Annotated in this window: 25 protein-coding genes; 15 read left to right on the top strand and 10 right to left on the bottom strand. The window is 57.4% G+C overall.

All coding sequences use genetic code 11. The features are described 5' to 3' along the window. Window position 1: 1 nt before the first annotated feature. The 12 genes from ACO05M_RS03385 to glmS all read left to right on the top strand — a co-directional run bounded on the left by ACO05M_RS03385 (window position 2) and on the right by glmS (window position 11,593). The gene (locus tag ACO05M_RS03385) at window positions 2-871 is read left to right on the top strand and encodes a ParB/RepB/Spo0J family partition protein (RefSeq protein WP_421867769.1); all 870 of its coding nucleotides are present in this window, start codon (window positions 2-4) and stop codon (window positions 869-871) included. Window positions 872-1,028: 157 nt separating this feature from the next. After that, complete coding sequence (locus ACO05M_RS03380) at window positions 1,029-1,451, top strand: ATP synthase subunit I (RefSeq protein ID WP_421867766.1); 423 nt, start codon at window positions 1,029-1,031, stop codon at window positions 1,449-1,451. A 14-nt stretch (window positions 1,452-1,465) separates the two neighbouring features. Beyond that, window positions 1,466-2,326: a F0F1 ATP synthase subunit A gene (atpB, locus tag ACO05M_RS03375; protein ID WP_421867764.1), complete on the top strand. Its 861-nt coding sequence runs from the start codon at window positions 1,466-1,468 to the stop codon at window positions 2,324-2,326. Window positions 2,327-2,430: 104 nt separating this feature from the next. Beyond that, window positions 2,431-2,667, top strand: a complete 237-nt coding sequence (gene atpE / locus ACO05M_RS03370) for a F0F1 ATP synthase subunit C (RefSeq protein WP_114696438.1) — start codon at window positions 2,431-2,433, stop codon at window positions 2,665-2,667. 54 nt (window positions 2,668-2,721) lie between these two features. After that, on the top strand, window positions 2,722-3,192 hold the full coding sequence (locus tag ACO05M_RS03365) for a F0F1 ATP synthase subunit B (RefSeq protein ID WP_421867762.1): 471 nt from the start codon (window positions 2,722-2,724) through the stop codon (window positions 3,190-3,192). Window positions 3,193-3,207: 15 nt separating this feature from the next. Continuing rightward, window positions 3,208-3,744 carry a F0F1 ATP synthase subunit delta gene (locus ACO05M_RS03360; protein WP_421867759.1) on the top strand — a complete coding sequence of 179 codons (537 nt, stop codon included), beginning with the start codon at window positions 3,208-3,210 and terminating at the stop codon, window positions 3,742-3,744. Between the two features lie 16 nt (window positions 3,745-3,760). Next, the gene (gene atpA / locus ACO05M_RS03355; RefSeq protein WP_421867756.1) at window positions 3,761-5,305 is read left to right on the top strand and encodes a F0F1 ATP synthase subunit alpha; all 1,545 of its coding nucleotides are present in this window, start codon (window positions 3,761-3,763) and stop codon (window positions 5,303-5,305) included. A gap of 68 nt (window positions 5,306-5,373) precedes the next feature. After that, window positions 5,374-6,237 carry a F0F1 ATP synthase subunit gamma gene (gene atpG / locus ACO05M_RS03350; RefSeq protein ID WP_421867754.1) on the top strand — a complete coding sequence of 288 codons (864 nt, stop codon included), beginning with the start codon at window positions 5,374-5,376 and terminating at the stop codon, window positions 6,235-6,237. A 38-nt stretch (window positions 6,238-6,275) separates the two neighbouring features. Next, entirely contained in the window at window positions 6,276-7,652 is a 1,377-nt protein-coding gene (atpD, locus tag ACO05M_RS03345) for a F0F1 ATP synthase subunit beta (RefSeq protein WP_114696443.1), read from the top strand. Between the two features lie 37 nt (window positions 7,653-7,689). Continuing rightward, window positions 7,690-8,115, top strand: coding sequence for a F0F1 ATP synthase subunit epsilon (locus tag ACO05M_RS03340; RefSeq protein WP_421867751.1), 426 nt, complete (start codon window positions 7,690-7,692; stop codon window positions 8,113-8,115). Window positions 8,116-8,323: 208 nt separating this feature from the next. Next, the gene (gene glmU, locus ACO05M_RS03335) at window positions 8,324-9,700 is read left to right on the top strand and encodes a bifunctional UDP-N-acetylglucosamine diphosphorylase/glucosamine-1-phosphate N-acetyltransferase GlmU (RefSeq protein WP_421867748.1); all 1,377 of its coding nucleotides are present in this window, start codon (window positions 8,324-8,326) and stop codon (window positions 9,698-9,700) included. A 57-nt stretch (window positions 9,701-9,757) separates the two neighbouring features. Beyond that, window positions 9,758-11,593 carry a glutamine--fructose-6-phosphate transaminase (isomerizing) gene (gene glmS / locus ACO05M_RS03330; protein WP_421867745.1) on the top strand — a complete coding sequence of 612 codons (1,836 nt, stop codon included), beginning with the start codon at window positions 9,758-9,760 and terminating at the stop codon, window positions 11,591-11,593. Between the two features lie 65 nt (window positions 11,594-11,658). On the opposite strand, the gene ACO05M_RS03325 is transcribed toward glmS, so the two are convergent. From ACO05M_RS03325 to ACO05M_RS03310, 4 genes are all read right to left on the bottom strand, one after another. Then, window positions 11,659-12,252: a 2-hydroxychromene-2-carboxylate isomerase gene (locus ACO05M_RS03325; protein WP_421867742.1), complete on the bottom strand. Its 594-nt coding sequence runs from the start codon at window positions 12,250-12,252 to the stop codon at window positions 11,659-11,661. 187 nt (window positions 12,253-12,439) lie between these two features. After that, entirely contained in the window at window positions 12,440-12,973 is a 534-nt protein-coding gene (locus ACO05M_RS03320) for an HAD-IA family hydrolase (RefSeq protein WP_421867739.1), read from the bottom strand. Between the two features lie 154 nt (window positions 12,974-13,127). Next, the gene (locus ACO05M_RS03315) at window positions 13,128-14,360 is read right to left on the bottom strand and encodes an OprD family outer membrane porin (protein ID WP_421867736.1); all 1,233 of its coding nucleotides are present in this window, start codon (window positions 14,358-14,360) and stop codon (window positions 13,128-13,130) included. A gap of 201 nt (window positions 14,361-14,561) precedes the next feature. Then, window positions 14,562-15,116, bottom strand: coding sequence for a carboxymuconolactone decarboxylase family protein (locus ACO05M_RS03310; RefSeq protein WP_421867732.1), 555 nt, complete (start codon window positions 15,114-15,116; stop codon window positions 14,562-14,564). A 226-nt stretch (window positions 15,117-15,342) separates the two neighbouring features. Between ACO05M_RS03310 and ACO05M_RS03305 the strand changes: the two genes are divergently transcribed. Beyond that, window positions 15,343-15,579, top strand: a complete 237-nt coding sequence (locus tag ACO05M_RS03305; protein WP_421867729.1) for a hypothetical protein — start codon at window positions 15,343-15,345, stop codon at window positions 15,577-15,579. 64 nt (window positions 15,580-15,643) lie between these two features. Here ACO05M_RS03305 and ACO05M_RS03300 read toward each other — a convergent pair whose 3' ends face one another. The 5 genes from ACO05M_RS03300 to ACO05M_RS03280 all read right to left on the bottom strand — a co-directional run bounded on the left by ACO05M_RS03300 (window position 15,644) and on the right by ACO05M_RS03280 (window position 20,981). Beyond that, window positions 15,644-16,483: a class I SAM-dependent methyltransferase gene (locus tag ACO05M_RS03300; RefSeq protein ID WP_421867726.1), complete on the bottom strand. Its 840-nt coding sequence runs from the start codon at window positions 16,481-16,483 to the stop codon at window positions 15,644-15,646. A gap of 70 nt (window positions 16,484-16,553) precedes the next feature. Continuing rightward, the gene (locus ACO05M_RS03295) at window positions 16,554-17,387 is read right to left on the bottom strand and encodes a class I SAM-dependent methyltransferase (RefSeq protein ID WP_421867723.1); all 834 of its coding nucleotides are present in this window, start codon (window positions 17,385-17,387) and stop codon (window positions 16,554-16,556) included. A gap of 166 nt (window positions 17,388-17,553) precedes the next feature. After that, a complete protein-coding gene (locus tag ACO05M_RS03290; RefSeq protein WP_421867721.1) occupies window positions 17,554-19,083 on the bottom strand; it encodes a winged helix-turn-helix domain-containing tetratricopeptide repeat protein in 1,530 nt (509 codons plus the stop codon). 94 nt (window positions 19,084-19,177) lie between these two features. Continuing rightward, window positions 19,178-19,537: a cupin domain-containing protein gene (locus ACO05M_RS03285; RefSeq protein WP_421867719.1), complete on the bottom strand. Its 360-nt coding sequence runs from the start codon at window positions 19,535-19,537 to the stop codon at window positions 19,178-19,180. 55 nt (window positions 19,538-19,592) lie between these two features. After that, entirely contained in the window at window positions 19,593-20,981 is a 1,389-nt protein-coding gene (locus ACO05M_RS03280; RefSeq protein WP_421867716.1) for an NAD(P)/FAD-dependent oxidoreductase, read from the bottom strand. A 653-nt stretch (window positions 20,982-21,634) separates the two neighbouring features. Here ACO05M_RS03280 and ACO05M_RS03275 point away from each other — a divergent pair. After that, the gene (locus ACO05M_RS03275; RefSeq protein ID WP_421867713.1) at window positions 21,635-22,651 is read left to right on the top strand and encodes a TRAP transporter substrate-binding protein; all 1,017 of its coding nucleotides are present in this window, start codon (window positions 21,635-21,637) and stop codon (window positions 22,649-22,651) included. Between the two features lie 344 nt (window positions 22,652-22,995). Here the strand turns inward: ACO05M_RS03275 and ACO05M_RS03270 are convergent, their stop codons facing one another. Continuing rightward, window positions 22,996-24,351: a PLP-dependent aminotransferase family protein gene (locus tag ACO05M_RS03270; protein WP_421867710.1), complete on the bottom strand. Its 1,356-nt coding sequence runs from the start codon at window positions 24,349-24,351 to the stop codon at window positions 22,996-22,998. A 124-nt stretch (window positions 24,352-24,475) separates the two neighbouring features. Here ACO05M_RS03270 and ACO05M_RS03265 point away from each other — a divergent pair, with 124 nt between their 5' ends. Continuing rightward, complete coding sequence (locus ACO05M_RS03265) at window positions 24,476-25,078, top strand: DJ-1/PfpI family protein (RefSeq protein ID WP_421867706.1); 603 nt, start codon at window positions 24,476-24,478, stop codon at window positions 25,076-25,078. Window positions 25,079-25,110: the final 32 nt, after the last annotated feature.

Below are 25,110 nucleotides of genomic sequence, written 5' to 3'. Positions count from 1 at the left end.
GATGGTAAAAAAACGTGGCCTAGGTCGTGGTCTGGATGCACTGCTTGGTGGTGCACCGATGGAAGATAGCCCGGTTGAACTAACGGCAACCGAGTCGTCCGAGGCCCTGCAGGCGTTGCCGGTCGATAAGATTCAGCGCGGTATCTACCAGCCGCGGCGGGATATGGACCAGGCGGCGTTGGAAGAGCTAGCCAGCTCGATTCGGGCCCAGGGGGTGATTCAACCGATCGTGGTGCGTCCGGTCGACATGGGGCGTTACGAGATCATCGCCGGTGAAAGGCGCTGGCGTGCGGCGCAGATGGCCGGCTTGACCGAGATCCCCACCTGCATCCGAGAAGTGCCCGATGAAGCGGCGATCGCGATGGCGTTGATCGAGAACATCCAGCGCGAAGACCTGAACCCGATCGAAGAGGCGATGGCGCTGCAGCGACTGATGGATGAATTCGAACTGACCCAGCAGAAGGTAGCCGAAGCGGTCGGCAAATCACGCAGTGCGGTGACCAACCTGCTGCGGCTGATGAAACTGATGCCGGAAGTGAAGCGGATGCTGGAGTACGGCGACCTGGAGATGGGTCATGCCCGGGCATTGCTGGCGCTGGATGGTGACAAGCAGGTAGCAGCAGCCAAGGAAGTGGTAGCGCGGGGCTTGTCAGTGCGTCAGACCGAAGAGTTCGTCAAGCAGTTCCAGGCCGGAACGAAGAAGGCCGACAAAGCCGCACCGGATCCCGGTGTCGAGCAGCTGCAGCAGCGCTGGCGTGAGCTGTTGGGGATGCAGGTTCGGATCAATCACTCCGAAAAGGGCGACGGCAAGCTGACCATCAGCTACCGCAATCTGGAAGAGGTCGAATCGATCCTCCAGAGAATGCAATAACACCAAGGTACCAAATAACCCGCAAGCCCTTATACGACCTTGGATTAGATACCCTTAATTGGTGGTTGAAGCGCCTACCCTTAGCCCCTATAATCCGCAGTCGGTTAGGGGGGGCGAATCGCTTCAACGACGCTTATTCGGAGCAGGGTCGATACCCGTGGGTCAAGCTAACAACCCCAACAATAAAGGCTTAACGACCCAAAAGCAGCGTACGCAGATACGCGCTCTGATGTTGTCGCAGATTGTCCTGACGGTGATTGCTTCGGCAATCATCTGGCTAAGTGCTGGAACTGTTGCTGGATACTCGGCTTTACTGGGCGGACTGATCTACTTAATCCCCTTTATGTATCAAGCACAGCGGGTTTTAAAGGCTGACCCGCGGACCGGTCTGCGCCAAAGTGTGCGCGAACTGTATAAAAGTGAAATATGGAAAATGGCTCTGACCATGGTGCTGTTCGGCAGCGTGTTCAGTCTGGTAAGACCGCTAGAGCCCTTTTCCTTATTTGGCGTTTTTATACTGATGCAGCTGATCTCTTGGCTGGCGCCGTTGCTACAGAATCAAAAACTTTTGAAAAATTGAACTGAGAGGAAATCATGGCTGCAGAAGGCGCACTCACGACTTCCGGGTATATCATCCACCACCTGACCAACTTGACCTTCGGCAAGCTGCCTGAAGGTTTTGTCCGTTACGACGGTTCTGTGGTCGGTGAAGGCGGTACCTGGACTATTGCTCACGGCAACGAAGCATCAACCATGGGATTCTGGGCGATCAACCTGGATACCATGCTGTTCTCCGTTGGTCTGGGCTTGTTCTTTATCTGGTTGTTCCGTAAGGCGGCGGTCAAAGCCACCACAGGGGTGCCCGGATCACTGCAGAACTTTGTCGAGTCGATCATCGAGTTCGTCGATGACAACGTGAAATCCTCCTTCCACAGCCGCAACGAGTTGGTCGCCCCGCTGGCGCTGACCATCTTCGTCTGGGTCTGGCTGATGAACCTGATGGATCTGGTGCCGATCGACTGGGTACCCTACCTGGCCACCCAGCTGGGCGTTCCGTACCTGAAGATCGTACCGACCACTGACGTTAACGCCACCATGGGCATGTCCCTGAGCGTATTCGCGCTGATCATCTACTACAGCCTGACCGTTAAGGGTCCGAAAGAATTTATCGCCGAACTGACCCTGCAGCCGCTGGGTAAGTACATGGTTCCGGCCAACCTGTTCCTGGAAGGCGTTAACCTGCTGGCCAAGCCGGTTTCGCTGGGTCTGCGACTGTTCGGAAACATGTACGCCGGTGAGATGATCTTCATCCTGATCGCGCTGCTGCCGTTCTGGATCCAGTGGGTGCTATCGGTACCCTGGGCGATCTTCCACATCCTCATCATCACGCTGCAGGCCTTCATCTTTATGGTGTTGACCATTGTGTACATGAGCATGGCGCACGAATCGCACTAAGAAGAATTGTTGGTGGGTCCGACGAACGGATCCACCTAACTGAAGCAAGAAACTAATTCAATTAACCAAAACTTAAAAACTTAAACTCTTAATAGGAGAATACAATGGAAGCTGCTCTGCTATACCTGGCTGGTGCTCTGGTAATGGGTCTGGGTGCAACTGGTGCTGCGATCGGTATCGGTATCCTCGGTGGTAAGTTCCTGGAAGGCGGCGCTCGTCAGCCTGAACTGATCCCGATGCTGCGTACTCAGTTCTTCATCGTCATGGGTCTGGTCGACGCGATCCCGATGATCGGTGTTGGTATCGGCATGTACATCATGTTCGTTGTTGCTGCAGGTTAAGTTAATACCTTTTAACTCACTCAAAAGTAATCAAGAGTAACGAGAGGTATTGGCGTGAATATCAATGCAACCATCATTGGTCAGGCCATCGCATTTGCCTTCTTCGTCTGGTTCTGCATGAAGTACGTGTGGCCCCCGGTCACCAACGCTTTGAAAGAACGTCAGAAGAAGATTGCCGAAGGCCTAGATGCAGCCGACCGCGCCTCACGTGACCTGGAACTGGCGAAAGAAAAAGCCACCCAGGCACTGCGTGAAGGCAAGGAACAAGCTGCGGCCATTATCGAGCAGGCCAATAAGCGTGCTAACCAAATTGTCGATGAAGCCAAAGAACAGGCCATTACTGAAGGCAACCGCCTGAAGGAAGCGGCCCAGGCTGAAATCGAACAGGAAAAGAACCGTGCTAAAGAAGCGCTGCGGGCTGAAGTTGCAGCTCTGGCGATCGCTGGTGCGGAGAAGATCCTGGACAAAGAGGTAGACAGCAAGGCTAGCGCAGAACTTGTAGCAAAGCTTGCAGCGGAGCTTTAAGAAGCGAGGTGAACGATGGCTGAACTAAGTACAGTCGCTCGACCCTATACCAAAGCTGCGTTTGCGTCTGCGCTCGAGCAGAAGTCGCTGGACCAGTGGTCCGAAATGCTCGCTGTTGCCGCCCAGGCGGCCAGCGACGAGCAAGTCGCGGCTCTGCTCGGAAATCCCGCCCTCAGTGCCGAGCAAAAAGCCGGTCTGGTGCTGGATGTCTGTGCAGACAAGCTGAACGAGCAGGGGCAGAACTTCATTAAGCTTCTGGCTGAAAACAAGCGCCTGCCCGTACTACCTGAAATTTCCGTGTTGTTCGATCGGTTCAAGGCTGAACAGCAGAAGAGTGTCGATGTTGAAGTCACTTCTGCCTACAAACTGACCAAAGAGCAACAGACCAACCTAGCTCAGGCACTGGGCGCCAAGCTGGACCGCGAAGTCAACATCACGAGCTCTCAAGATAAGAGCCTGATCGGCGGTCTGATTGTGCGTACCGATGACCTGGTAATCGACGGCTCGGTGCGTGGCAAGCTGCAGAAGCTTGCTGAAGCCCTGGGTTCCTGAGCGAGAGGGAAAGAGCATGCAGCAACTGAATCCATCTGAGATCAGCGAAATTATCAAGAAGCGCATCGACAATCTCGATGTGACTTCTGAAGCCCAGAATGAGGGCACTGTGGTCAGCGTATCCGACGGTATCGTTCGGATTCACGGTCTGGCCGACGTAATGAACGGGGAAATGATCGAGTTCCCTGGTGGCGTATACGGTATGGCACTGAACCTGGAGCAAGACTCCGTTGGTGCCGTTGTTCTGGGTGACTACCTGGGACTGAAAGAGGGCATGACTGCCCGCTGTACCGGCCGCATCCTGGAAGTACCGGTAGGTCCGGAACTGCTCGGCCGTGTTGTTGACGCGCTGGGTAACCCGATCGACGGTAAAGGTCCGGTTGACGCCAAAGAAACCGACGCAATCGAAAAGGTTGCACCGGGCGTAATCTGGCGTCAGTCAGTAGACCAGCCGATGCAGACTGGTTATAAAGCGATCGACGCCATGGTGCCGATCGGTCGTGGCCAGCGTGAGCTGATCATCGGCGACCGTCAGACTGGTAAGACCGCTGTAGCGGTTGACGCCATCATCAACCAGAAAGGCACCGGCGTTAAGTGTGTCTACGTTGCGATCGGACAGAAGCAGTCCACCATCGCCAACGTAGTACGCAAGCTGGAAGAGCACGGCGCGATGGATCACACCATCATCGTTAACGCCGGCGCTGCCGACCCGGCCGCGATGCAGTACATGTCCGCTTACGCCGGCTGTACCATGGGTGAATACTTCCGTGACCGCGGTGAAGATGCCCTTATCATCTATGATGACCTGACCAAGCAGGCTTGGGCATACCGTCAGACTTCCCTGCTGCTGAAGCGTCCCCCGGGACGTGAAGCCTACCCGGGTGACGTTTTCTACCTCCACAGCCGTCTGCTGGAGCGTGCCGCCCGTGTTAGCGTCGACTACGTTGAGAAGTTCACCAACGGTGAAGTTAAAGGCAAGACCGGTTCCTTGACCGCGCTGCCGATCATCGAGACCCAAGGCGGTGACGTATCTGCGTTCGTACCGACCAACGTAATCTCGATCACCGACGGTCAGATCTTCCTGGAATCCGACCTGTTCAACGCCGGTATCCGTCCTGCGATGAACGCCGGTATCTCGGTATCTCGTGTAGGTGGTGCCGCTCAGACCAAGATCATCAAGAAGCTGGGTGGCGGTATCCGTCTGGCCCTGGCTCAGTACCGTGAACTGGCGGCATTCTCCCAGTTCGCCTCGGATCTTGACGAAGCGACCCGTAAGCAGCTCGAGCACGGTCAAGCCGTTACCGAACTGATGAAGCAGAAGCAGTACTCGCCGATGAGCCTGTGCGAAATGGGCCTGGTCCTGTACACCGCCAACGAAGGCTATCTGGAAGATGTCCCGGTCAATAAGATCCTGGATTTCGAAGCCGCGTTGCTGGCCTACTTCGCTTCCGAGCATGCTGATCTGGTTAAGCAAGTCGACGAGTCTGGCGACTACAACGACGACATCGCTGCCGCGTTTAAAGCCGGTATCGAGAAGTTCAAGAGCACCCAGACCTGGTAATGAGACGGGGGTCTACGCCCCCGCCTACCAACTTGGGTAAAGCGAAACGAACTTAAAGGCAGAAAGATATGGCAGTCGGAAAAGAGATTAAAACCCAGATTGCGAGTATCCAGAGTACACGTAAGATCACCAGCGCCATGGAAATGGTTGCTGCGTCGAAAATGCGTCGCGCTCAGGACCGCATGCAAGCGACCCGCCCTTACGCGGACCGCATGCGTGGTGTAATCGCTCATCTGGCGAAATCTAATCCTGAATACAAGCACCTGTACATGCAGGAGCGGGATGTAAAACGGGTTGGCTATATCGTTGTTTCAACTGATCGCGGCCTTTGTGGTGGCTTGAACATCAATGCGTTCAAGACCCTGGTCCGTGAAATGACCGAGCACAACGGCAACAATATCGAAATCGATATCTGTGCCGTGGGTTCCAAGGCAGGTGGTTTCTTCAACAGCTACGGCGGTAACGTCGTTGCTGCGACCTCCGGCCTGGGCGATGCTCCTGAGATCGGCGCCCTGATCGGCAGCGTCAAGGTAATGCTTGATGCCTACGCCGAAGGCAAGATCGATCAGTTGCACATGGTATACAACAACTTCGTCAACACGATGACCCAAACACCGGTTATCGAACAGCTCCTGCCCCTGAAAGCAGAAGATGACGACGAAAGCATGACCCACCACTGGGACTACATCTACGAGCCCGATGCAAAAGAGCTCCTGGATGGTCTGTTGACTCGCTACATCGAGTCACTGGTGTATCAAGCTGTAGTTGAGAACAACGCCTGTGAGCAGGCTGCACGAATGATGGCAATGAAGAGCGCCACCGATAACGCCGGTGACCTCATTGACGATCTGCAGCGGGTTTACAACAAGGCGCGTCAAGCCGCGATCACTCAGGAAATTTCTGAGATCGTCGGTGGTGCAGCCGCTGTTTAACAGCGAATCAGGTGAACAAGATTTAAGAGGACTCAAACATGAGTAGCGGACGTATCGTACAAATTATCGGTGCCGTTATCGACGTTGAGTTTCCGCGCGACGCAGTACCGCAGGTATATGACGCGCTGAAGGTAAGCTCAAACGACGTAACTCTGGAAGTTCAGCAGCAGCTGGGCGACGGAGTTGTACGCGCCATCGCCATGGGTCAGACCGAAGGTCTGAAGCGTGGTCTGGATGTAGAAAACACTAATGCCCCGATCATGGTACCGGTTGGTACCGAGACCCTGGGCCGTATTATGGACGTGCTGGGCACGCCGATCGACGAAGCTGGTCCGATCGGTGAGCAGGAGCGCATGCCGATTCACCGTAAGGCGCCTTCATACGAAGAGCAGGCAGCTTCTAACGAGCTGCTGGAAACCGGCATCAAGGTTATCGACCTGGTTTGCCCGTTCGCCAAGGGTGGTAAGGTTGGTCTGTTCGGTGGTGCCGGTGTAGGCAAGACCGTAAACATGATGGAACTGATCCGTAACATCGCCATCGAGCACAGCGGTTTCTCCGTATTTGCCGGTGTAGGTGAGCGGACCCGTGAAGGTAACGACTTCTACTACGAGATGAAGGAGTCCAACGTACTGGACAAAGTATCTCTGGTTTACGGTCAGATGAACGAGCCGCCTGGAAACCGTCTGCGTGTAGCACTGACCGGTCTGACCATGGCTGAGAAGTTCCGTGACGAAGGTCGTGACGTACTGTTGTTCGTTGACAACATCTACCGTTACACCCTGGCCGGTACCGAAGTATCTGCACTGCTGGGTCGTATGCCTTCTGCGGTAGGTTACCAGCCGACTCTGGCGGAAGAGATGGGCGTTCTGCAGGAGCGTATCACCTCCACCAAGACCGGTTCTATCACCTCCATCCAGGCGGTATACGTACCGGCGGATGACTTGACTGACCCGTCTCCGGCCACCACCTTCTCGCACCTTGATGCGACCGTGGTACTGTCCCGTGACATCGCGTCTCTGGGTATCTACCCGGCGGTAGACCCGCTGGATTCCACCTCTCGTCAGCTGGATCCGCTGGTTATCGGTCAGGAGCACTACGACGTTGCTCGTAACGTTCAGGGTACCCTGCAGCGTTATAAGGAACTGAAAGACATCATCGCGATCCTGGGTATGGACGAACTGTCTGAAGAAGACAAGATGGTCGTATCCCGTGCGCGTAAGATTGAGAAGTTCCTGTCGCAGCCGTTCTTCGTAGCAGAAGTATTCACCGGTTCTCCGGGTAAGTACGTACCGCTGAAGGACACTATTGCCAGCTTCAACGGCATCCTGAACGGCGACTATGACGATCTGCCTGAGCAGGCGTTCTACATGGTTGGTGGTATCGAAGAAGTAGTGGAGAAAGCTAAGAGCATGTAATGCTCTTTGTTTTCAGACACCAAAAGAGGCATAAAAGATGGCTATGACTGTTCATTGCGATATTGTCAGCGCGGAAGAGGAGATCTTCTCCGGTCTGATCGAGTTCGTATCTCTGACAGGTAGCCTGGGTGACCTGGGTATTACTCCGGGTCACGCTCCTCTACTTACAGAGATCAACCCAGGTCCTGTCGAGCTGAAAAAGCAGGGCGGCGAAGAGCAGGTATTCTACGTCTCCGGTGGTTTCCTTGAGGTTCAACCCAACAAGGTCACCATCATGGCGGATACCGCACTGCGCGCTCACGACATGAACGAGGCTGCTGCTGAAGAAGCGATGCGTCAGGCAGAGCAGGCAATGAAGGATCAGACCGCGGAGTTCGAATACTCCAAGGCTGCGTCCCAACTGGCCGAAGCTGCTGCACAACTGCGCACCATTCGTCAGATTCGCAAAAAGGTCGGCGGCTAACCGACCGACAGGCAGGCAAGTCCTGCCGCCAGCTACAAAAAGCGACCTCCGGGTCGCTTTTTTTGTGCCCGTTGCTAGCTGGTGCCGGTTGTTGCTCAAATTGTCATCGAGTTGGGGTAAAACTACGGTAACACCTGACCCAACTTGGTATCATCTGGCGTTGGTGGTTAATCCACTGTCGGTTATCTACAACCCCGAGGAACCCTGAATGTCACTGGAAGTGATCATCCTGGCGGCCGGCCAGGGCACCCGCATGAAGTCCAAACTCCCGAAAGTGCTGCATCCGATTGCCGGTAAGCCGATGGTTGGCCATGTCATTGATACCGCAGCCCGATTAGATGCCACAGTAACCCATGTGGTGGTTGGACACGGCAGCGAACAGCTGCGGGCCTACCTGGACAGTGGTATGGGTCAGCATCGGCTCAATGTGGTGGAGCAGACCGAGCAGCTGGGAACCGGGCATGCGGTGGATCAGGCAATTCCCGATGTTGCCGATGATGCGGTGGCATTGATCCTCTATGGGGATGTTCCACTCACCCAATACGACACGCTCAAGGATCTGGTGGATCGAGCACAGCAGCAGACATTGGCACTGCTGACGGTTGATCTGGCCAATCCGACCGGCTACGGCCGCATCGTGCGCGACCACGATCATCAGGTGGTGGCGATCGTCGAGCATAAGGACGCCAGTGAGGCGGAGCTGGCCATCCGTGAGATCAACACCGGCATCCTGGCCTTACCGGCGGCTTGGCTGAAGCAGTGGTTACCCCAGCTGTCATCCGACAACGCTCAGGGCGAGTACTACCTGACCGACATCATCGCGATGGCTGCCGAAGCCGGCAAGCCGATCGAAGCGGTTCAACCCAGTTGCGAGCAGGAAGTGCAAGGGGTCAACAACCGCCTGCAGCTGGCCGAGCTGGAGCGCTGGCACCAGCTGCAGCAGGCCGATCACTGGATGACCCAGGGAGTTACGCTGGCCGATCCGGCCCGGGTCGATTTTCGTGGCGATATCGAGATCGGTAACGACTCCAGTCTCGACGTCAACGTGATTCTGGAAGGTAAGATACGGATCGGCAGTAACGTTAGTATCGGCGCCAACTGTGTTATCAAGGACAGCACCGTTGCTGACGGCACTCAGATCAAGCCGAACTCGATGCTGGATGAGTCTGAGGTGGGCGAGAATTGTGATATCGGCCCCTTTGCTCGACTGCGTCCGGGCACCAAGCTGGCTGCCAAGGCTAAGATCGGTAATTTCGTTGAAACCAAGAAAACCCTGGTCGGCGAAGGCTCCAAGATCAATCATCTCAGCTACGTTGGTGATGCAATCCTGGGTTCCGGGGTTAATGTTGGTGCCGGCACCATTACCTGTAACTACGATGGGGTCAACAAGTTCCAGACCGAGATCGGCGATAACGCCTTTATCGGCTCCAACAGTTCGCTGGTGGCACCGGTTCGGGTTGGTGCCGGTGCGACTACGGGTGCCGGCTCGACCATCACCAAATCGATTGACGACGGTGCGCTGGGTGTGGCCCGCGGTCGTCAGGCCAATCTATCGGGTTGGAAACGGCCCGAAAAGAAAGCTTAAGCAGCCTGATCCAGGCTAGGATAAACCCACTAACTTCGTATCAGGATAGATCAGACTATGTGTGGCATTGTGGGCGCGATCGCGCAACGTCAGGTCTCCGGCATCTTGCTGGAAGGCCTCAAGCGGCTGGAATACCGTGGTTATGACTCGGCCGGGATGGCTGTGCGGGATCAGGATGACGGGCAGGTTCACTGCACCCGCCGTTCCGGCAAGGTGGCGGAGCTGGAATCAGCGCTGCAACAACAGCCGTTGCAGGGTAGCCTGGGAATCGCCCATACCCGTTGGGCCACCCACGGTAAGCCGGAAGAGCGCAATGCGCACCCGCACCTGGCCGGTAGCCGGGTGGCGGTGGTTCACAACGGTATTATCGAAAACTTCGAGCCGCTGAAAGCCGAACTGATCAGCAAAGGGGTCGCATTCGCCTCCGATACCGATACTGAAGTAATCGCTCACTTGGTCCATGACAAGCTGAATCAGGGTATTGAATTCCCCGAAGCGGTTAAGCAGACCATTGCTCAACTGGATGGCGCCTACGCCCTGGCGATCATCGATCAGCAGCAACCGGATCTGATCATGGCGGCGCGGATGGGCAGTCCGCTGGTGATCGGTATTGGCATTGGTGAGAACTTTATCGCCTCCGATCCGCTGGCGATGCTGCAGGTGACCGACCAGTTTATCTACCTCGATGAGGGTGATCTGGCCGAAGTTCGGTTGGAGTCAGTCTCTGTTCAAAACCGTGCCGGCGAGCCGGTTGAGCATGAAGTACTGCGTTTCGAACATGGCCAGGATGCCACCGACAAGGGCGAATACCGCCACTACATGATGAAAGAGATCATGGAGCAACCGGCCGTCGTCGACGCGGTGCTGGAAGGCCGCCTGGGTAAGGAAGCGGTGTTGGAGCAGGCCTTCGGCGCCGAAGCCAAGGCGATTTTTGATCAGGTTCAGTCGGTTCAGATTATCGCCTGCGGCACCAGCTATCATGCCGGGCTGATCGCCAAGTACTGGATCGAAGAGCTGGTCGGGATTCCGTGCCAGGTCGAAGTGGCCAGCGAGTACCGCTACCGCAAGACCGTGGTTCTGCCCAACAGCCTGTTCCTGACTATCTCCCAATCCGGTGAAACCGCCGACACCCTGGCGGCGTTACGCGAGGCCAAAGAAGCCGGCTTCCTGGCCTGTCTGACGATCTGTAATGTCCCCGGTAGCTCGCTGGTTCGCGAGTCTGATCTGGCGCTGATGACCAATGCCGGTCCCGAGATCGGGGTTGCCTCCACCAAGGCATTTACCAGCCAACTGGTGGCGCTGCTGTTGACCGCACTGGTGCTGGGTCGTCGCCACGGTATCTCGGCGGAGCAGGAAGCCGAGTTGGTCGTTGCACTGAAGCGCCTACCACAGCAGCTTGAGCAGGTGTTGGCGCTGGATAAGGCGATCGAAACCCTGTCTCAGCGCTTTGCCGACAAGCATCACAGCCTGTTCCTGGGCCGTGGGGCGATGTATCCGGTGGCGATGGAAGGGGCGCTGAAGCTCAAAGAGATCTCTTACATCCACGCCGAAGCCTACCCGGCCGGTGAGCTAAAACACGGCCCGTTGGCACTGGTCGACAAGGAGATGCCGGTCATCGTGGTGGCGCCGAACAACAGCCTGCTGGAGAAGCTTAAGGCCAACATGCAGGAGGTTCAGGCCCGGGGTGGTGAGCTGTATGTTTTTGCCGATCAGGCGGCCGGGCTGGATAACGGCGACGGCATCCACACTCTGGAGCTGCCCCACGTTCATACCGTGGTCGGACCGATCCTCTATACCATCCCGCTGCAGTTGCTGTCGTACCACGTGGCGGTATTGAAAGGGACCGATGTTGACCAGCCGCGGAACCTGGCCAAGTCGGTGACGGTGGAATAACCAGATCCTGGATAACGGTGCTTATCCACAAGCACCGTTATCCACAATTCAAGCTGTCGATAACGTTATCCCAGCGTATCAGCCAGTAATTCGAGCCGATCCTGTCCCCAGAACTGTTGACCCTCAAGCAGATAAGCGGGTACTCCCAGCACGCCCTGCTCGACGGCGGCGTTGGTGTTGGCCTCATAGATGGCTTCTATCTGCGCTGAAGCGGCCTGTTGCAGCAGCAGCTCCGTCTCCATTTCCAGATCGTCCAAGATTTTTCGGATCACCCCTTCGTCGGCGATGTCTTTCTCTTCGGCCCAGCAGGCAGCCAGAGCCCGGCTAACGAAACGGCCCACATCCAGATTGTTCTGCTGCAGTACGATCGCACAACGGTCGGCCAGGCCCGGATTGGTAGGAAAGTGGGCCGGTTGTTGATTGATCGGCAGGCCGCGCTTATTGGCCCAGCGTCCAATCTCCAACAACCGGTATTGCTGCCGACATACCGGGCGCTGTGGCAACGGTACAACACCGGCGGCGGCAAACACCGGTCCCAGCTTGACCGGCCTGAAGTGAATATCGGCGCCGGCATCTTGCGCCATTTGCAGCAGGGTCCGATGACCCAGGTAGGTGAAGGGCGACATACTGGTAAAGAAATAGTCGATCTGCGGGCTCATGGGGGATAGGCTCCTCGAATCAAGGGAATTTCAATCGGGTTAGTCCGTGTAGTGCGCTAGTTGTTCGGGCAGCTGGTTGAGGCTGGATACTTTCAGACTCGGTTCGACGCCCCAAGGATCGAATGGAGTCGCGCTGTTACGTTGGATCCAGGCCGATCGCATCCCTGCCGAGATCGAACCGATCACATCAAACGGGTTGCTGGAGATCAGCCAGGCGCTCGATGCTTCGGCATCTGAGCGACGCAGGAAATGAGCGTAGACCGCCGGATTGGGCTTGAATGACTTCAGCTCCATCGATAAAGAACTGTCGGATACCGGCGCTCTGTAATAACTGATCGACCGCCTCGGCGGTGCCGTTGGAAAACGCAAACAGGCGGCAGCCCATCGTCTGAAGTTCGCTCAGGCTCTGCTGCACATCATCGAATGCAGGCAGGGTCTTGTAGATCTGCAACAGCTGTTGCTTCTGCTCGGTACTCAGCGTTACTCCCTGTTCGTGACAGGTGTAATCCAACGCCTGACTGGTACAGGTCGCAAAGTTGGCGTAGTTCTGCATCAGGCCACGCCGGAAGGCGTACTCGAGCTGTTTCTCACGCCAGCGGTTGGAAAACGCCTGGGCCTGATCGCCGATCAGCAGTTGTAGCTGAGCGACCACGCCATGGGTATCGATCAGGGTGCCGTAAACATCAAAGGCCAAGGTGAATGGGGCGGTTGATGGGTTCATAGTCTGCTCTGTCGGGCCGCGGTAACCTGCCACCGGGTCTAAGGACTCGGTAGTGGGTGCGGGCTGAGTTCAGCTCGGCTGGACAGCGTGATAACAAGCGAACCGAGCTGCTCGCCAAGTGAGGCGTCAGCTCGATTCGCAGCGGTCGTCACGCTTACAGCAGGGCGATGTTGTAGTTGAGAATCAGGCGATTCTCATCGGTATTGCTGGTTTCGGTGGAGCGAACGGTGGAGTTGCGCCAGCGTAGCGACAGTCCTTCAACGTAGGGGAAGTTGTAGCGTAGTTCGACGTTACGCTCCCACTCTTTACCGTCCGGACCACTGCCGGTGTCGATATTGTCGCCGCGGGTATAGCGGGTCATTACGCTCAAACCGGGTACGGATTTGAACTTGTAGTCCAAACGCGCCTGCCAGGACCTTTCGTCGGCACGGTCAAAATCCAGCCGCTGGACCGAGTTCCAGGTCACCAGGCCGTTGTCGTCATGGGTGAAGCCGTCCCAGGACTCCTCATACTCGTCGCCGTTGACCGCCTGGTAAGAGAGTGTGAACTTCATCTGCTGGTAGCGCAGCTGTGCGGCCAGGTTGGTCAGGTCGCTGTCGTAATCACTGCCGACCGAATCTAGCGCGCCGTCACCATCGGCTTCACCGATATAGTGATGGGCATCCAGCAGCAGGGTCATATCCTGGGACAGCGCCATCGGATAACTGACATTGAAGTAGGTCTGCCGTAGGACGTTATCGGCCTGGCCATGGGCGGCGTGCACCGAAACCTTGTTGTCAAAGGTGTAGCCACCACCGAGCACGATCACTTCGTAGTCGTTGCCCTGATTATCGACGTAATCATGGAAGCCATCCTCGGTCTTGGCACTGGCTTTATCCGACCAGATACCATACAGATCAGCCCCATGGAAGGAGCCGTCCAGCATCACGACCTGGGTCGAGCTGGGGGTGATTCGGGAATCTGAATCGTTGAACAGCGGGGTATCGATCACCATCCGACCGGCTTTAAGCTCAGCTTCCTGACCCAGTTTCAGCTTCAGGTAAGCCTGGCCGATCTTGGTATAGCCGGATTGAGAACCATCGCTATTGGTTTGCAGCACTCCGGTTCCGCCCTCGCCGGTGTCGCCACTGAGTTTGCCCACGGTGAACAGCGAGGCGTCAAAACCGATCAGGTCGGAGGCGTAGCCGGATTGATAGTCCAACCGCAATGCCTGGGCAGCGGCAATGGCATCGTTTCTTCCCTCAAAGTCGCGGTTGAAATAGAAGGTCCGGAATTTGGCATCCACCTTACTGTCATTTATGAAACTACCGGTGCTGTCCTGTGCCATTGCTTGCGCGCTGATCGCCGTCAGCATTACCCCGTACAGGGCCGAGCGTTTGAAATTCATCGAGTTTTCCTCTTGCAGTCAGACCAAGCAGATGAGCTGGTCAAAGGGTCGTGATAAAGGGTCAATTCCTGTCGGACAGCTGTTACCGGCAGACCATGGACTCCGCTGGCCGGTTGTTCGGCCGGGTCTAACGCTAATAATGATTGTCGATTGGTTTAATCCACATCACTACTGTAGACACTGCCCGGTTATCGCGCAGGTTCAGTCGCTTTTTTCCCAGGCAAATGGCTTGAACGGCGCATCGACCGGCGTTTGGGCGAAGTGGTTGATGTAGTTGCTCATCACCTTCTGGGCCATTCCCAGCGTGATCTCCAGCAGCTGCTGCTGGCCGTAACCGGCAGCAAAGAAAGCTTGTATCTGCGCCTCGGACAGCTGTCCCCGCTGACGCAGCATCGCCAAGGTGGTGTCATGCAGGGCCTGCAGTTTCGGCGTTGTCATGGCCTCGCCGTTGCGCAGTGCTTCGGTCAGTGCCGGATCGACCTTCATCATGTTGGCAATTGCAGTATGGGCCGGGACACAGTAGTGGCAGCCGTGTTCAACATTGATGGTCTGCCAGACCACGGTTAACTCTTCGGCATCGAAGGAGGTGTTTTGAAACAGTACATGCAGTTTTTTGTACGCCTCGAGTACGTTGGGAGCTTCGGCCATCACGGCATGCAGTGAGGGAATCATGCCGAAAGCCTGTTGGGAGTCTTGCAGCAGTAGTTTGCTCTGCTCGGGGGCAGACTCCAGGGTGTGGAAGGTAAAAGTGCTCATGGGGGCTCCAGGTCAAAGTCGGCAAGTACCTTGTTGGCTTGCTCTGTCGATTTACCTTAATCATGATTGAACGATCGTTCAAGTAAATTTGAACAAATGTTCAAAGCATCTCAATCTAGAGCATAGAGAGGGTTGGGAGACGGATGTTACAGGCTCGGCCATTGGCGTAGATGCTGATATATTGCCTGCGGTGATTGATAAAGGGTTTTCCAGCAGGGAGTCGGCCGTGAAAAAGCAGTTTGTTCTGAATCTGGATGCGGCGGTGGTGATTGCCGTATTGTTTGCGCTGACGCTGGGTCTGAATGCATTGCAGTACCACTGGGGTTCAGACTTGACCAACGAAAACTATCGTCTTCAACTGCAGGGTTTAGAGGATGAGTTGAACCTGGATTCACTGCGAAGCGCACTAGAGCGTCATCGGGCTGAGCTGAAAGCCTGCCAAGCCCAGGATGAGCAGGGGTAACTGCATTTAGATAGGCGTTAGGGAGTGCCAAGATGGCACTCTCCCACGCTTTTGCTGTTGGAATCTAGAGTTCGATCACCGTCTGCAGATAATCGGAAGGGATCACCAAGGTGCCGTCATCGGCTCGGTTATGCTGCTCGGCCAGCTCCCGAATATCGGCCATCAGCCTGGCGGCGGTCGCTTTGTCCAACTTTTTCAGCACCTGTAAGGTCATACCGCAGAAGGTGGTGAAGACGTACTGCCAGTGATCGACCGAGCGGTAGCGGAAGTTGTATTGGCAACGCTGGTGGCGGATTGCTCTCGCCATGCTGAATTGTTGTTCGATAAAAGTTTCGGTGCCCCATCGGCTCGGCATCTTCATCCCCTCGGGTAACGCCCGGTAGTGGCACAGTAATTCAAAATATTGGCCGATAAATCCCTCCGGAGTCCAACTGGCCAGGCCGATACGGCCACCCGGTTTGCAGACCCGCTTCAGCTCGGCGGCAGCCAGTCGCTGACGCGGGGCGAACATGACCCCAAAGGTTGAAACCACGTAATCGTAGCTGGCGTCTTCAAATGGCAGGGCTTCGGCGTCGGCCTCCTGAATCGCCATTTCCAGACCTTCGGCGACGGCCCGGTTGTGACCTTGCTGCAGCAGTTGGGGGACGAAGTCGGTGGAGGTGACCCGGCAGTGACGTCGAGCCGCTGCCAGCGAGGCATTGCCGTTGCCGCCGGCGACATCCAGCAGGCTTCGACCGGCATGAACATCGACCGATTCCATCAGCCGTTCACCGACGATCTGCAGGGTTGTACCGATCCGGCTGTAGTCACCCTTGGCCCAGGAGCGGCGATGATGGGATGTGACCAGTTTACGGATGATCGGGCGTGGCAGTGTGGCTGTCGCGATGACATTGACGATATTCATGGTGATCTCCTCGTTTCATGCTGGGCTGGCGGGATCGTCCCTGATCCGACGGTGCCGTGTTGTGGATAGATCAGCGATCGATCACGATCTGCAGGTACTCGGACGGCACGACCATGCTGCCGTCTTCGGCGATGTTGAAGCGTTCAATCAGGGCCAGGATGTCCTCGCGCAACGAGTCGCGAAGCTCCGGCGCTAAGGCTTCGAAGGCCTTCAGGGTGGGGCCGTAATAACGGCTGAATACATCGAGCCAGTGCTGCGGCGACTGGTAACGGAAATGGAACTGGCGTCGACAGATTTGGAGCCGGCTGGTCCGGTGACCGAATTGCTGTTGCATAAAGGCTTCGGTGCCCCAGCGAGCCGGCGAGTCGAATCCTGCCGGAGGGGTGACATAGCGGCCGATCAGTTTGAACAGCTGGCCGATAAACCCCTCCGGAGTCCAGTTGGCCAGCCCGATGCGGCCACCGGGTCGGCAGACTCGCAGCAGTTCATCGGCGGCACGTGTCTGGTCGGGGGTGAACATCACCCCGAAAGTGGAGACCACGTAGTCGAAACCGGCATCCTCAAACGGCAGCGCTTCAGCGTCGGCCTGCTGGTAGTCGACCACCAGTCCTTCGGCCTGGGCCCTGCGTTGGGATTGCTGCAACAGCGCCTCGACATAGTCGGTCGATACCACTTTGCAGAAGCGTCGGGCGGCGGCCAGGGAAGCATTGCCGTTACCGCCGGCGACATCCAGCAGGCGTCGACCGGCACGGACATCCAGTGCTTCGCACAGCTCTTCGCCGGTGATCTGCAGGGTAACGCCGACCCGGCTGTAGTCGCCGGCGCCCCAGGTGGCACGTTGCTTGGCTTTGATGGCGGAGTAATCGGGTACTTGGGTTTCGGTTGTTGAGAGAGTTTGCATCATCGTTCTCCGGTTGGGCTGATTGGAACCGACTCGTTAGGGGTAGAGCCGCTGCCTGAGAATCAGATTACGCTCAGCTGAGGCGGCGAACTTGAGGGTTCGGTGGGGATTAGTTGGGGATTGGCGGGTTACTGTGCGACGGGGCTGTGCTGGACCCGCTACTGTCAGCTCAACCGTGCAGCTGAGTCAGCGCCGCGCCCAGTTTACGACCGACCAAGGCATCGACCTGGGCTTGCTGCAGGCCGGGTTTGATCCGGTAAGCGTGCCGCATCTGCTTGGCGGCTTCCGGCATTGCGCCGTTCAACAGTTCGGCCGCGGCCAGCGCCAGCCGTGGCAGGTAGCTGCGAGCATCACGCTGGCAGGCCAGCAGTCCCTGCTGACGGGCGGACTCCGGCTGCCCGGCTTTAAGCAGTGCCAGGGTTAATAGCGTCCCCCAGATCGCCAGACGGCTGTCGAGCGGACTGAGGCTGATACCCCGTTGCAGCTGCTCGATGCCCCGGGTTAGTTCACCGTTGATCAAATTCACCGATCCCAGGGCAACCCAGGCTTGGGCGTTGACTGAGTTGAGCTCCACGGCCTGGCGCAGGATCGGCAGCGCGCGTTCGCTGTCGCCGATATCGGCAATCGCACAACCGGCATAACCGAGCACGGTTGAGTCACTGTCATCCAGTTCCAGCGCGGTTTGGGCCGCTTCAAGAGCTTCGGCGCGGGTCTGTTCTCGCTGACCGATCAGACGAATCCGGTCACCGAACCCCATCACCAGCGACAACAGCGCCGGTGCTAGGGCGAATTCGGGTGCCAGCCGGCGGCTGCGTCGCAGCAGCGTTGCGGCCTCTTCAAAGGCTTCATGACGCCAGCCTTTCAATGACAGCAGGCTGTGGGCGGCCAAAAACAGTCGCTGCGGATCAGGATCATCAAGATTGATCTCTTCGGTGATTGCGCGGTTCATCTGCGGTTCGAGTTTGGCAATCAGCGCCAGCGGCGCCTGCTCCACGGCGTGATCGAACGGTCCTTCAATAAAGAACTGTTCTCCCCAGCGTTGGAAGCCGCTGCGGGCATCGATCAACTGAGCCTGAAGTCGGAAATCACCCTGACGGGATAGTAGTGTGCCCTCCAACAGGTAGTCGGCCCCGTAGGCTTCGTGAACTGCCCGGGCACTTAACAGGGTCAACGGGGTGCCGGGGTCATCCGGATGCACTCCCAGCTGCAGCAACGGGATACGTCCCAACAGGGTTGCCAGCTCGGTAGGTAGGGTCTGCGCCAGTTTGACGGCATCCTGCTGATCGGTCAGTACCCGTAGCGGCATGATCATCAGTACCGGGGGAGCGGCCTGAATGATCCGGGGTGCTGGCCTGGTGGACAGGGTATCGGCGACCGGATCGGAAGCTTCCAGAACGTGCACATCGGCCTCGAAGCGATAGCCCCGTCCGCGCAGGGTTTGGATAAAGCGCTGGCTGCTGCCGTCGTCGCCGATCAGCCGGCGGGCCTGTTTGATCGCGGTCGAGATAGTGGTTTCGGCCACCGGACGGCCGTTCCAGACCTGTTCGATCAGGGCATCATGGTCGAATATCTGACCCTGGTGCTGGATCAGAAACAGCAGCAGATCGAACACCTTGGGTTCGGCTTGGCAAAGCTGAGAGGCTCGGCGCAGCTCGAACCGCTCGGTGTCGATCTCGATATCGGCGAAGGTGATACGCATCGGTGCCGGCTCTGCTTGGAACAATCCTCCCAAGTATAGAGCCCGGCCTGTTGTTCGCCGCCTGGCGACCGAACAGTATCACCCGCCGCTGTGGTCAGTCGGTCGACAGAATCACGTAGTACTTGCGGGCATCCTCCAGTACTTCCCAGGTGCCCTGGAAGCCTTTCGGGATCACAAAGGCATCGCCGGCGGTGAAGGTTTTCGCACCACCCTGATCGTCGGCGATCACGACCCGGCCAGACAGGATGTAGCAGAACTCGTTGCGATCGCTGACCGCTTGCCACTTGCCGGGGCCGCTTTCCCAGACACCGGAGATCAGCTTTTCGCTGTCGTCGGTAAAGTAGTTGGCGATGGTTTGGAGCGGGTTACCCTCCAGCAGCCGTTCGGGTGGGGTAATGAACGGGCCTGCCGGCACCGGTTGGTCGCGAAAGGCGACAACGGATTCGATCGTCATGGTGGGATCTCCTCGTTAGGGTTGTTAAGTTAAGTGCACTGCTAAATGCAGAGTGTTAAGCCCGCTTGGGGTGCTGCGATGGCGTGACAAGCTGGCGTCGACCATGCTCGTCGCGGTGGTAGTAGTAGTGGTACAGCGCCCGCTGGCCGAGACGGCGGAAGGGAGCAAACGGAAACTTCGGAAGCGGCGAGTTCAGGATCGGCAGGTCGTGCCCGTCGGTGATCCCAACCACCTTCTCGGCCAGGCGCTTACCGGCCTGAACGCTGAAGGAGACGCCGCTGCCGCCGTAGCCCATGGCGTAGAGCACCTTGCCGCTGGGGTCGGTCTGGAATACATGGGGAATGTCGTCGTAGCTGATACAGACCCAGCCACCCCAGTTGTAGTCGTAGCTGATCTGATCCAGCGCCGGGAATTTGCGCTGCAGCGCCTCGATCAGGGTCTGGTTGTGGCGCGGATTGTCGGCATCTTGTCCGGTGATGGCGCTGCGGCCACCGATCAACAGGCGGTTATCCGGCAGCTTGCGGTAGTAGAACCGCAGTGTGCGGGTGTCGGTGATCACATCGGAGCTCTGAAACCGGCAGTCGGACAGCTCCCGTTCGGTCAGCGGTCGGGTGACGATGACGTTGGACAGTACCGGGAAGGTCCGATTCTTCAATTTCGGATGCAGCGACGGCGGGGTGTAGCCGTTGGTGGCGCAGATCACTTTCTTGGCCCGTACCCGGCCACCGGGGGTGACCAGCACCTGATACTCACCGTCCTGCTGCCAGTCGATCACTGGGCTCGACCCATGGACCTTGCAACCGGCCGCCCGGGCCAGCCGCTGATAGCCATAGGCCAGCTTTAGGGGGTGGACCCCAAAACCCTCCTGAAAGCGCAGCGCGCCGTAGGCTTCGTCGCCGCTGAAGTGGTTGCTGACCAGATCGGATGCCGACAGCACCTCGGCCCGGTAGCCGAAATGATCGCGCAGGAAGCGGGCCTCGGATTCGATCTGTTGCAGCATTTCCGGGCGGTGGGCGACCCACAGGTGGCCTTCGGGTTGAGCATCGCAGTCGATGTTTTCGGTTCGGATCAGGTCGCGTACCCGGTCCAGCCCTTCGACGATCTCATCGAAAACCCGTCGTGCCATCGGCTCGCCCCAACGCTTGATCATCTTCTGATAAGAAAGACGTCCTCCCGCCTTGAGGGCAAAGCCGCCGTTACGACCGCTGCAGCCCCAACCGGTGCGGTTGGCTTCCAGCACACAGGCTTCGATACCCTGTTCGCGGGCCAGATAGAGACCGGCGGCCAGGCCGGTGTAGCCGGCACCGATGATGGCGACTTCGACGGTACGGTCCGAGTTGATCGGCCCGTCGTCCTGGGGTTCCGGGCCGGCGCTGGCGGCCCAGTAAGAGGGGGTATGAGGTTCGCCGTTGCCGGGTCCGGCGGAGATCAGGGGATCGTACATGGCGGAGTTCCTATTCACAGATTGTTGTTTTTTTGTACAGCCAGGCTGCTCAGTGCGAGCATGATATATTCACTTAAATGAAAAAATAAAGATAAATTTCATTTGTCTTTGGGTGTTGTTATAAGCTGCTGTTTTTAGTGCATTTGGTGATCAACGACAGCTGGCTATCCAGTCGAATTGGACCGGTCATCAAACCGTTGCTGTCGCGTTGGTGAAAGTTGTCTGGGCGTCGTTAAGCGACTGTTAATGGGCGGTTTGATTGGCTGGATAGATGATCTGAAAGGGGCTGAGCGATGAAATTTCCTGAGTGTCGGAAGCTGCTTTACAGCACCCTGTTGGGATCGCCTCTCTGCGGTGATTTGCTACTGGATCAGTTGCCGATGTTGCTATCTTTTAAATGAAAAAAGAAAAATAAATTTCACATTTGAGATTAAAACTCTGGATTTTTCTTTTTTGTTGTGCTTTTTTCTATTTAGCCCTTTTTGACCGGCGGGCCGATCCGACCGGCGAGTGGTGTTACCGATCGGGTGGCCGATCGGGGTCGAAGTGCCGGGAATGGGATTTCGACGTCGGTTTCAGACCCTTTCAGGGAGCTGGTCCGGGCCGCCAGAAGTCGGGCCTTTAACGAACAGAACGTTCAATCGGAGCTACAGATGACTTACAAAAATAAGATAGCAAAAGTACTTTCTCTCTCTACCGCGGTGCTGTTCAGCGCCGGGTTGACGGTGATGGCCGAAGCCAAAACCTTCAAAGTCGCCGTCGGTGATGCCGGTGGCAGCCCACAGCATGAGCTGGGCAAGAAATTCGCCGAAGCCTTTAAAGAAAAGACCGGTGGCAAGCACAAGGCCAAGCTGTTCCTAAACGGTCAGCTGGGCAGTGAGCAGGACACCGTCAACGATGCCGCCATCGGCAGCCTGGATTTCTCCATTCTGGCGATCAACAACATCACCCCGTTCTCGCCCACCGTCGGTGTCTTCACCCTGCCCTACGTGATCCAGAGCCTGGACGAAGCGGTTGAGCTGACTCAGGGTGAAGTGGGTCAGGAGCTGGTGGAAAACACCGTGCGTGACGCCGGCGTTCGCATCATCGGCTGGACCTATTCCGGTTTCCGGGTACTGTCCAACTCCAAGAAGCCGATCAAGTCGGTAGAAGACCTGCAAGGCGTTGTGGTTCGTGTTCCGAAGAACGAGATCATGATCGACACTTACAAGTCCTGGGGTGTAAACCCGACCCCGATGGCTTGGTCCGAGACCTTCACCGCGCTGCAACAGCGTGTGGTTGATGCCCAGGACAACCCGTACATGACCATCCACTCGATGAAGTTCTACGAAGTTCAGGATTACATCACCAACCTGCGCTACATCTTCTCGATCGAGCCGCTGATCGTCAGTGAGGCCGTGTTCCAGGATCAGAAGCCTGCGATTCAGAAAGCCATTCTGGAAGCCGGTAAAGAAGCCACTCAGCACAGCGCCCAGTTCCTGCGCGACAGCGAAGCAGCGATCAAGAAGGACCTGGCTGCCAAGGGCATGCAGATCCATGATCCGGTCAACGGTGAGAAAGAGTTCATCGATCGTGCCACTCAGGCGGTATGGCCGAAGTTCTACGACAGCATCGGTGGTAAGGCCAAGCTGAACCGTGTCCTGCGCCTGCTGGGTCGCAGCGAAGTCTGATCCTTCGACGCTGAATCAATCAATGTGTACGCCTGGCGTTGCCAACATCTCGAGGGGGTGGTGACGCAAGCGCCAGGCAGCAGGTACGCGACAGTTGCGCGGAATCCAAGTCTCCGTTGTGATCTGTGGTCTGCGTAATATTGGGGCTCTTCGGAGCCCCTTTTTTGTTCCTGACTGTTAATAATGGCCTTCATGCCAATTCGGCTTAATAGCGCGGCACAAGGAGGTGCCGCCGTTGGCATTAGCCAACGCGAACTCGTGAATTCCCAGTAAACCCGCGCGTTTGCGCCAGGGTTTCACGAGTGACAATAAAATAGCTCAGGACGAGCTATTTTATTGCCGGGTTAATAGCCCAGCCCATAAGCCTGGTCGTCGATCAGCTGTCGAACCCGCTTCAACGCGATCTCCAGGGCCTGCAGAGAAACCGACCCCAGTGCCAGCCGGATAGCGTGGGGAACCGGACTGCCGACGGCGAAAGGCTCGGCCCCGGAAACTGCGACCTGTTCGCTCATCAGCGCGGAGACCAGCCGATCGGTACGGACCTCCTCGGGAAGATTCAACCACAGGAAATAGGCAGCCGGGTGGCCGGTAATATCCAAGCCCTCGAGTATTTGCCGTGCCATCGCCTGTCGCTGCCGGGCGTCTTCACGCTTTTGGGCTTCCAGTTGGGTCACCGTGCCGTCTTCGATCCAGCGACAGCCCAGGGCGGTCATCAGGCCGGGGGTATTCCAGGTGGTGGCGCGAATGACCCGTTCCAGCTGTGGTATCCAGGCTGTCGGTGCGCAGACAAAGCCGACCCGCAGCCCGGTGGCGATACTTTTGGATAGACCCGAGACATACAGGGTGCGCTCGGGCGCCAAGGTTGCCAGCGGCGGTGGGGGATCTTCGGCATGGAAGGCGTAGGCGGCATCTTCGATCAGGATCAGCTCGAAACGGCGGGCGAGTTCGACCAAGCGTTGACGCTGTTGCAACGGCATTACCCAGCCCAGCGGGTTGTGCAGGGTCGGCATGCTGTAGACCGCACGGACCCGGCGAGTCAGACAGAGCTGCTCCAGAACGTCCAGATCCATTCCCGGTTGATTGCTCCGGTCAGCCGGTATCGGCGCCAGCTCCAGCCGCTGCACCTGGGCCAGCACCTTGAAGCCCGGGTAGATCAACGCATCGGTGGCGACCAGATCGCCGGGCTGCAGCATCGCCATCACCGAAGTGGCTAAGCCGTGCTGGGCGCCGCTGACGATCAGCACCTGCTCCGGCTCGACCTGCAAGCCTCGATCGGCCAAGTGACTAGCGACTATTGCCCGTTCATGCCGGCGGCCGGCGTGGGGTTGGTAGTGCAGCAGCGCTTCCAGGTCACCGGATGCGGTCAGTTTGCGTAATGCCTGACGCAGCAGATCGGTCTGGCCGGGGATCGAGGGGGAGTTGAAGTTCAGGTCGAGCATGCCGTCGGGGTTGACGCTCTGATCGATGCCGTGGCCCGGCGGCAGGCTGGTCTCGCGAACAAAGGTGCCGCGCCCGATCTCGCCGCTGATCAGCCCCATCTGCTCCAGCTCGGCATAGACCCGGGACGCGGTCACCAGGGCGATGCCCTGCTCGTCCGCCAACTGCCGGTGAGTCGGGAGGCGGGTTCCGGGTGCCAGCTTACCGTCGCGGATATCGGCGGCCAGTTGATCCACCAGGGGTTTGTAACGGGGCTGCGCCATTATGATTGTATCCATGACAATAATTTTATTGTCATGACTCTAGGTCATAGACTGCAGTCGAGCAATGGCCATGTTCACGACGATCGCGCGATCACCATCAATAACAATTCAGGGGATAACGCCCATGCATATCGCTATTTTGACCTTCGATGCCTTCAATGAACTCGATTCGTTGATCGCGCTCGGCCTGCTCAACCAGGTGAAACAATCGGACTGGCGGGTCTCGATCGCCGCACCCACAACAACTATCCGTTCGATGAACGGGGTGGTGATGGAGCGACAGATCACGCTGGAGCAGGCCACCGAGGCCGACGCGGTGCTGATCGGTAGCGGCATGAAGACCCGCGAGGTGGCTGCCGATGAAAGTCTGATGTCCCGGCTAACGCTCGATCCGGCGCGGCAGTTGATCGGCTCGCAATGCTCCGGCGCACTGCTGCTGGCACGGTTGGGGTTGCTGGATCGGTTGCCGGTCTGCACCGATCTGACCACCAAACCCTGGGTTGAGGAGGCCGGAGCCCAAGTGCTGGATCAGCCGTTCTTCGCTGACGGCAACATCGCCAGCGCCGGCGGCTGTCTGGCCTCCCATTATCTGGCGGCCTGGGTGATTGCCCGCTTGGCAGGCAGTGAGGCTGCGGAGAGCGCGATCCATTATGTGGCGCCGGTGGGAGAGAAACAGGCCTATGTGGAGCGGGCGATGACCCATATCGGCCCGTATTTACCGGACTAGATATACCGCACTAGATTTACCGGACAAGCCCG

Origin of the sequence: Motiliproteus sp., from assembly GCF_965230735.1 — a bacterium.
Taxonomy (GTDB): domain Bacteria; phylum Pseudomonadota; class Gammaproteobacteria; order Pseudomonadales; family Balneatricaceae; genus Motiliproteus.
This window is presented reverse-complemented; position numbering and strand designations above follow the sequence as displayed.